The sequence below is a fragment of the Paenarthrobacter sp. NPDC089322 genome (assembly GCF_040684895.1).
Taxonomy (GTDB): Bacteria; Actinomycetota; Actinomycetes; order Actinomycetales; family Micrococcaceae; genus Arthrobacter.
In genome coordinates this window covers 131468-138624 of the sequence record NZ_JBFBGW010000010.1, presented here as the reverse complement: position 1 = coordinate 138624, position 7157 = coordinate 131468, and the positions used below count along the sequence as shown (strand labels likewise).

Genomic DNA, 7157 nt, shown 5'->3' with positions numbered 1-7157 from the left:
AACGCCCGGTCCCATTCCGAACCCGGAAGCTAAGACCCACAGCGCCGATGGTACTGCACCCGGGAGGGTGTGGGAGAGTAGGACACCGCCGGACAACCATTCAGGTCGAGACCCCCCAACCCACGTTGGGGGGTCTCCCACATTAACCAACAAAACACCCAGGCGCGGACTGCCTGTGAAACTGGCCACGAGAGCCTCCGCGGGGGCTTCTGGGGTTCGATCGCACGGGTGGGGTCCAATAGAATTGCAGAAGACATACGAGTCGGTAGCTACTTGCTATCGGCGGCGTGACAACGAAATACGGGTTATGAGCGACTACGCACGCGCCAGTGGTCGGCTCGCAACAGGAGGAATCCACCATGGCTGAGCACAACGGCGGCAATCGCGGAGGTAACCGCGGGAACTTTGGCGGGAACCGTGGCGACCGCGGTTCCTTCCGGGCTAACAACAACTCCGGCGGCGATCCGCGGGGATTCCGTTCCAGGGACAACCGCGACGGAGCCGGCCAAGGCCGCTCCTTTGGTGACCGTGATCGTAAGGCCTACGGTGATGATCGCCCGGCCCGCGACGGCGAGCGTCGCCCTTACGGCGACCGTGATCGCAAGCCCTTTGGTGACCGCGCTGACCGTGGTCCTCGTCGCGATGGCGATGAGCGTCGCTCCTTTGGGGACCGTGATCGTAAGCCTTTTGGTGATCGCCCGGCCCGTGAGGGCGAGCGCCGCCCTTACGGCGACCGTGATCGTAAGCCTTTTGGTGATCGCCCCGCCCGTGATGGCGACCGTGGTCCGCGTCGCGACGGTGGTGATCGTAGGCCTTTTAGTGAACGTGATCGTAAGCCGTTTGGCGATCGCCCGGCCCGTGATGGTGACCGCAGGGGTTTTGGTGACCGTCCGGCCCGTGATGGCGATCGTAAGCCTTTTGGTGAGCGGGATCGTAAGCCTTTCGGTGATCGTCCTGAGCGTGGTCCGCGTAACTTTGATGGTCCTCGTCGTGAGGGTGGGGACCGTAAGCCCTTTGGTGACCGTGATCGTAAGCCGTATGGTGATCGCCCGGCCCGCGACGGTGACCGCAGGAGCTTTGGTGATCGCGACGGACGCGGCGGCGGAGAACGCCGTTCCTTTGGTGGCGAACGCCCCAACTTCCGCGAGGATCGTCCGGCGCGCGTTCCGAACGCCAAGGATATCCGCAGTGCCAACCGGCCGGACCGCGAGCGTTCCCCGGAGATCGACGAGGACGTTACAGGCCGTGAGCTCGATCGTGCCACGGCGCATCAGATCAACACCTTGGAGGACCAGAACGCAGGTTGGGTTGCCAAGCACCTTGTGATGGCTGGCAGGTTGATCGATGTTGAGCCGGAGCTGGCATTCCAGCACGCCCTTGCCGCCAGCCGCCGCGGTGGCCGTCTATCCGCTGTCCGTGAGGCTGTTGGACTCACGGCGTACGCTGCGGGCCACTACGGTGAAGCCCTCCGCGAATTCCGTACGTACCGGAGGATCAGCGGTTCCAATGTGCACCTACCCGTCATGGCTGACTGTGAGCGTGGACTTGGCCGTCCGGACCGTGCACTGGACGTGGTACGTTCTCCCGAGGCGCAGGACCTGGACGCTCCCGGCAAGGTGGAGCTGGCCATTGTTGCCTCAGGTGCGCGAGCGGACCTCAACCAATTGGACGCTGCGGTGGCAGAACTCGAAATTCCGCAGCTCGACATCAACCGTGCGTTTTCCTACAGCCCCCGCTTGTTCCGCGCCTATGCCGAAGCGCTGACCGCTGCGGGCCGGGCGGACGAAGCAGCCAGGTGGGAGCGCCAGGCGGTTGTTGCAGAGAACGCGCTGGGTGTCGGCGAGTTTGCTGAGCCCGAAATCCTCGACCTCGGGTGGGACGAGGAGGAGGAAGCAGCCGCTCGCAAGCCGCGGGTCCAAGCCCAAGCCGAGGACGCCGACGTCGTGAAGCCTGAAAGCGAAACGGTGATCGCGGAAGCCGCGGCCGCTGACGCTGCCCACGACGACGTTGATATCGATGACGCTGAATCTGACTACTTCGAGTCGGATGACCCTGAATCGGATATCGATTCCGCCGAGGCGGATGACGCGGATGAGGCTGATGATAGCGAGACCGGTTCCGCCGGGGATGAAAGCAGCGACTCCCGGAATGGCTGATGCGCTGATCTCGTCTTTTGACGCCGTCCTTTCGGATCTCGACGGGGTGGTCTACGCCGGTCCTCACGCCATCCCCGGTGCGGTGGAATCGTTGCAGCGGCTCGACACTGTAGGCGTGGGACTCGGCTATGTGACCAACAACGCCTCACGCACACCTGCCCAGGTTGCAGCGCATTTGCGGGAGTTGGGCGCACCGGCCGAGGACCATCAGGTGGTGAGCTCTTCGCAGGCGGCGGGGGAGCTCTTGGCATCCATGCTGCCGGCAGGGTCGCATGTTCTCATCACGGGAAGTGCTGCATTGGCCCACGAGATCGAACTTGTGGGACTCAAACCCGTGCACAGCGCAGCGGAGTCCCCGGTCGCCGTCGTCCAGGGGTTCAACCCGGAGATTGGCTGGAAAGACCTTGCCGAGGCGTCATACGTCATCGCCGGGGGTGCCATGTGGTTTGCCACAAACACGGACATGTCCATTCCGCAGGCACGTGGGATGGCGCCGGGTAATGGAACTCTTGTTGCGGCGGTGGCAGCGGCCACGGGGAAGGCACCTTTGGTGGCCGGTAAACCGGAAGCACCCCTCTTCCACGCGGCTGCCAAGCGGCTCGAATCGCGTCGCCCCTTGGTGGTGGGCGACCGTTTGGACACCGACATCCTGGGTGGCAACCGGGCGGGATTCTCGACGGCGGCCGTGCTCACCGGCGTGGATACCTTGGAAACGATCCTTGCCGCTCGGACGGACGAGCGTCCCGATTACGTGCTGGCAGACTTGGGGGACCTTTACGCTCCCTACCCTGAGGTTGTCGGCGACGACGGCACTTTCCGTTGCGGGGCCGCATCGGCAGTAGCCGATGGCGACACCGTGATGGTGATCGGCTCGGAGGACGACCTGGACGCGTGGCGCGCAGCCTGTGCGGCCTGGTGGACTGCGCATCCTGAGTCGCCGGTAGCGCGGGGTCCGCAGCTGGACTGGCGGACTCACTAGACTGGTGCGATGACCGAGCCCAACACTGCCGCCGATGCGAACGTCGACACTGCCGCCGAAGGGCCCGATATCGAGTGGCCGGAAGCTGCCGGCTCCACCGGCGACGCGTCCGTCGACAGCGTATTAGGAGTCTTGGAAACAGTTCGCACCACCCCGGTGGCTGAACACGCCGAGTTGTACACGGCTATCCATGATTCCCTGATGGAAGCCCTGGATGCTGAGCCGGGCCTGCCGCCCGCCGCGAATCCCGCATCCCGCCCGGAAGGCACTAACTGATTAATGGCACGACTTGATCAGGAGCTCGTCAGCCGCGGGTTGGCGAGGTCCCGGACGCACGCCGCCAAGCTGATCAGCGACGGCAAGGTCAGCTTGGGCGGCGTCGTCCTTTCCAAGGCGGCGTTGCACGTGGACCCGGATGCCGAGTTGCGTGTTGCCTCCCACCTTGAAGATCTTTACGTGAGCCGTGCCGGGCATAAGTTGGCGGGCGCGCTCGAGGCGTTCCCCGGCGTCGTGGTTGCCGGTAAGCGGTGTCTCGACGCCGGTGCCTCCACGGGCGGCTTTACGGACGTGTTGCTTCGCGAAGGTGCCGCGCGCGTCGTGGCGGTGGACGTTGGGCACGGCCAGTTGGTGCCGGTCCTCCGCGAGGACCCCAGGGTGGACGTCCATGAGGGCCTCAATGTGCGCTACATGGCTCCGGAACAGATTGGCGGCCCTGCGGCGCTGACGGTCGCGGACTTGTCCTTTATCTCCTTGACGCTGGTCGTGGGGCCGCTCGCTGGTTGTACCGAGCCAGGCGGGGACCTCATGTTGATGGTGAAGCCGCAGTTTGAGGTAGGCAAGGAACGGCTGAGCCGCACCGGCGTCGTAACGTCCGAACATGAACGACGCCGGGCGGTCGCCCAGGTGGCGCGCGCTGCGGTGGATGCAGGGCTGGAGCTGAAGGGCCTGGCGGCCAGTCCGCTACCTGGCCAGGACGGAAATGTTGAGTACTTCCTGTGGATGAAACGCACGATGTCGGAAGTGTTGCCTAAGATCGAAGAGCGGGACGAGGACGTTGCTGCGTTGTTGAAGAATCTCTGGCCGAACGACTGGAAAGCGGAAACCCGATGAGCAGGCATGTACTTGTCCTTGCCCACACAGGGCGGGAGGAATCGCTGCGCGCAGCGTGGGATGCCTGTACGCAACTGCACTCGTCCGGCCTGGTGCCCGTCCTCCAGAAATCGGAATTGGCGGATGTCGAGCGCTTCTTCGGTGCCGTGGACACACCCATCGAGATCCTCCATGACCATGTCAGCTTGGAGGACGTTGAGCTGGTCATGGTCCTGGGCGGTGATGGAACCATCCTGCGTGCCGCCGAACTCGTCCGCGAAGTGGACGTGCCCCTGCTGGGCGTGAATCTGGGCCATGTCGGCTTCCTTGCCGAAAGCGAACGCGCCGACCTTGCCCAGACGGTGGAGTGGATTGCGAGCCGCCAGTACACGGTGGAAGAGCGCATGACCATCGACGTCCAGGTGTGGATCAAAGGGCAGAAGATCTGGCACACGTGGGCGCTTAATGAGGCGGCCATCGAGAAAGCCAACCGCGAACGGATGCTGGAAGTCGTCACTGAAGTCGACGAACGTCCGCTGACGTCGTTTGGCTGTGACGGCGTGGTCCTGGCCACCCCCACCGGATCCACTGCCTACGCGTTCTCGTCCGGCGGGCCTGTGGTGTGGCCCGAGGTTGAAGCCTTGGTCATTGTGCCCATCAGTGCCCATGCGCTTTTCACCAAGCCCTTGGTGGTGTCGCCGCGTTCCAAGCTGGCTGTCGAAATCATGAACCGGACCGACGCTTTGGGTGTCTTGTGGTGCGATGGCAGGCGCTCCGTGGACCTGCCCCCGGGCGCCCGTGTGGAGGTGACGCGTTCGGCCACTCCGGTGCGCCTCGCCCGTACCCACATGACTCCGTTCTCCGCCCGCTTGGTTCGCAAGTTCCAGCTGCCCATCCACGGATGGCGCGGCCCTGCACCACGGAAGGGTGAAGTCCACACAGGGCCCATTCCCGTGATCCGTACATTGTCACCGGCTCCTTTGCCGAGTCCCCGGGAGACCGGGAACCTCCGGAACCCGGGGAGCGGTGAGCCAACCGATCCCACGAATGCGAAGTGAAGCATGCTCGAAGAACTCCGAATCCGTGATCTGGGCGTCATCACCGACGCCGCCCTGCCCCTGGGACCCGGCCTTAGCGTGGTGACCGGTGAAACCGGTGCCGGCAAGACCATGGTGGTGACCGCCGTTGGGCTTCTCCTGGGTGCTCGTTCGGACGCCGGTGCTGTGCGCAGCGGTGCCAAGTCCGCTTCCGCTGAAGCCGTTCTGAAGCTGGATCCCGGCCACGGCGCTGTGGAGCGTACCAAAGAGGCAGGTGGTGAAGCCGAGGAGTTTGACGGCGTTGCTGAGCTCCTGCTGGCCCGCACCGTCGGCGCCGATGGACGCAGCCGTGCTTACGTTGGAGGCCGGGCGGCGCCTGTGGGTGTTTTGGCTGAACTCGGCGAAAGCCTCGTGGTGGTGCACGGCCAGTCGGACCAGATCCGCTTGAAGGGTGCCGCCGCGCAGCGGCACGCGCTGGACCGGTTCGCGGGCGCACCCTTGGCGAAGGCCTTGGGGGAGTACCAGGACTTGTACAACCATTGGAAGTCCATCCAGTCGGAACTCGAAACCTTGCGCAGCGAAGCACGGGAGCGGCTGCGTGAAGCCGAATCCCTGGACGCCGCCCTCGCCGAAATAGATGAGATTGATCCGCAGCCGGGCGAAGACGAAAGCCTCAAGGCCGAGGCGGTCAAGCTGGCCAATGTCGAGGAACTTCGCCTTGCCGCTGCTTCGGCGCACGAGTCCCTCATTGCCGAGGAATTCAGTGAGTCCGGCGACGCGACTTCCCTGGTGGACGCTGCCAAGCGAACCCTGGAGCACGTGGCCGATCACGATGAGGCCCTGGGCGCGGCCGCATCGCGGCTCGCGGAGGTTGGATTCCTCCTCAACGACATCGCCGCCGAACTTTCCAGCTATCAGGCCGCCTTGGATACAGAAGGCCCGGAGCGGCTTTCCGAGATCGAGGAACGCCGCGCCGCGCTGGCGAAACTGATCCGAAAATACGCCCCCAGCATCGATGAAGTTCTGGAGTGGGCGGCCACTGCCCGGACGCGCCTGGACGAGTTGCAGGACGACTCCAGCCGCATCGAGTCCTTGGACGCGGAGGTCGCGTCCGCCGAGGCTTCCCTTGCCAAGCAGGCTGCGGCGATCCATAAGGCCCGCACCAAAGCCGCCAAGGACCTGTCCTCCCGGGTCAGCGCCGAACTCAAGGCCTTGGCCATGGCGGATGCAACGCTTGTCATCGAGGTGCAGGACACAGGAGCGTTGGGACCGTGGGGCACCGACGAGATCGCCTTCCTGTTGCAGCCGCATTCAGGTGCGCCGGCACGGCCGTTGGGCAAAGGTGCGTCCGGTGGTGAGCTCTCCAGGGTCATGCTGGCCATCGAGGTCGTATTGGCCGCCGTCGACCCCGTCCCCACGTTTGTCTTCGACGAAGTGGACGCAGGCGTTGGTGGACGTGCCGCCGTCGAAATCGGACGCAGGTTGGCCATGCTGGCCCGCCATGTCCAGGTCCTTGTGGTTACCCACTTGCCGCAGGTTGCCGCCTTCGCTGACCAGCACATCCGCGTCACCAAGACTTCGGTGAGGGGCAGCGACGGCAAAACGTCCACCGGCTTCACGTCCAGTGATGTGCAGCTCCTGTCCGAGGACGAGCGGGTCAAAGAACTCGCACGGATGCTCGCTGGACAGGAAGACTCTGAATCCGCCCAGGCGCATGCCCAGGAACTGCTGGACGACGCCAAGCTGCTGCCCCAACGGGCATAGGGCGTGCTGCCTCAGCTCGGACGGGGGACTGCGACCACAATCACACGCGGGCATGCGAACCCGCGTTGCTCTTGATTGCAGGGGCCGTCGTGGGCAACCATTGACCATTTGGGGAATCCGGACCGGACGCTT

The 7157-nt window shown here is 64.5% G+C and carries 7 protein-coding genes and 1 rRNA gene; 7 read left to right on the top strand and 1 reads right to left on the bottom strand.

Annotated features, from left to right (window positions below):
* Window positions 1-94, top strand: a 5S ribosomal RNA gene (rrf, locus tag AB0N65_RS12370); the annotation flags it as partial.
* A 211-nt stretch (window positions 95-305) separates the two neighbouring features.
* On the opposite strand, the gene AB0N65_RS12365 is transcribed toward rrf, so the two are convergent.
* Window positions 306-1271 (bottom strand): hypothetical protein, encoded by a 966-nt coding sequence (locus tag AB0N65_RS12365; protein WP_364161574.1) that lies wholly within the window; start codon window positions 1269-1271, stop codon window positions 306-308.
* A gap of 54 nt (window positions 1272-1325) precedes the next feature.
* Between AB0N65_RS12365 and AB0N65_RS12360 the strand changes: the two genes are divergently transcribed.
* The 6 genes from AB0N65_RS12360 to recN are packed head-to-tail and all read left to right on the top strand — an operon-like array spanning window position 1326 to window position 7025.
* Window positions 1326-2156 (top strand): hypothetical protein, encoded by an 831-nt coding sequence (locus AB0N65_RS12360; protein WP_364161572.1) that lies wholly within the window; start codon window positions 1326-1328, stop codon window positions 2154-2156.
* On the top strand, window positions 2149-3135 hold the full coding sequence (locus AB0N65_RS12355) for an HAD-IIA family hydrolase (RefSeq protein WP_364161570.1): 987 nt from the start codon (window positions 2149-2151) through the stop codon (window positions 3133-3135). Before AB0N65_RS12360 ends, AB0N65_RS12355 begins: the two co-directional genes overlap by 8 nt.
* A 9-nt stretch (window positions 3136-3144) precedes the next feature.
* On the top strand, window positions 3145-3411 hold the full coding sequence (locus AB0N65_RS12350) for a hypothetical protein (protein ID WP_364161568.1): 267 nt from the start codon (window positions 3145-3147) through the stop codon (window positions 3409-3411).
* 3 nt (window positions 3412-3414) lie between these two features.
* Complete coding sequence (locus tag AB0N65_RS12345) at window positions 3415-4245, top strand: TlyA family RNA methyltransferase (RefSeq protein WP_364161566.1); 831 nt, start codon at window positions 3415-3417, stop codon at window positions 4243-4245.
* Window positions 4242-5282, top strand: a complete 1041-nt coding sequence (locus AB0N65_RS12340) for an NAD kinase (RefSeq protein ID WP_364161564.1) — start codon at window positions 4242-4244, stop codon at window positions 5280-5282. The genes AB0N65_RS12345 and AB0N65_RS12340 overlap by 4 nt, the downstream gene beginning before the upstream one ends.
* A gap of 3 nt (window positions 5283-5285) precedes the next feature.
* Entirely contained in the window at window positions 5286-7025 is a 1740-nt protein-coding gene (recN, locus tag AB0N65_RS12335) for a DNA repair protein RecN (RefSeq protein ID WP_364161562.1), read from the top strand.
* Window positions 7026-7157 lie beyond the last annotated feature (132 nt).

Coding starts and splice junctions, on each gene's coding strand:
- AB0N65_RS12365 (WP_364161574.1), bottom strand. CDS start 1,271: ATGCGCCGTGGCACGATCGAGCTCACGGCCTGTAACGTCCTCGTCGAT.
- AB0N65_RS12360 (WP_364161572.1), top strand. CDS start 1,326: ATGGCTGGCAGGTTGATCGATGTTGAGCCGGAGCTGGCATTCCAGCAC.
- AB0N65_RS12355 (WP_364161570.1), top strand. CDS start 2,149: ATGGCTGATGCGCTGATCTCGTCTTTTGACGCCGTCCTTTCGGATCTC.
- AB0N65_RS12350 (WP_364161568.1), top strand. CDS start 3,145: ATGACCGAGCCCAACACTGCCGCCGATGCGAACGTCGACACTGCCGCC.
- AB0N65_RS12345 (WP_364161566.1), top strand. CDS start 3,415: ATGGCACGACTTGATCAGGAGCTCGTCAGCCGCGGGTTGGCGAGGTCC.
- AB0N65_RS12340 (WP_364161564.1), top strand. CDS start 4,242: ATGAGCAGGCATGTACTTGTCCTTGCCCACACAGGGCGGGAGGAATCG.
- recN (WP_364161562.1), top strand. CDS start 5,286: ATGCTCGAAGAACTCCGAATCCGTGATCTGGGCGTCATCACCGACGCC.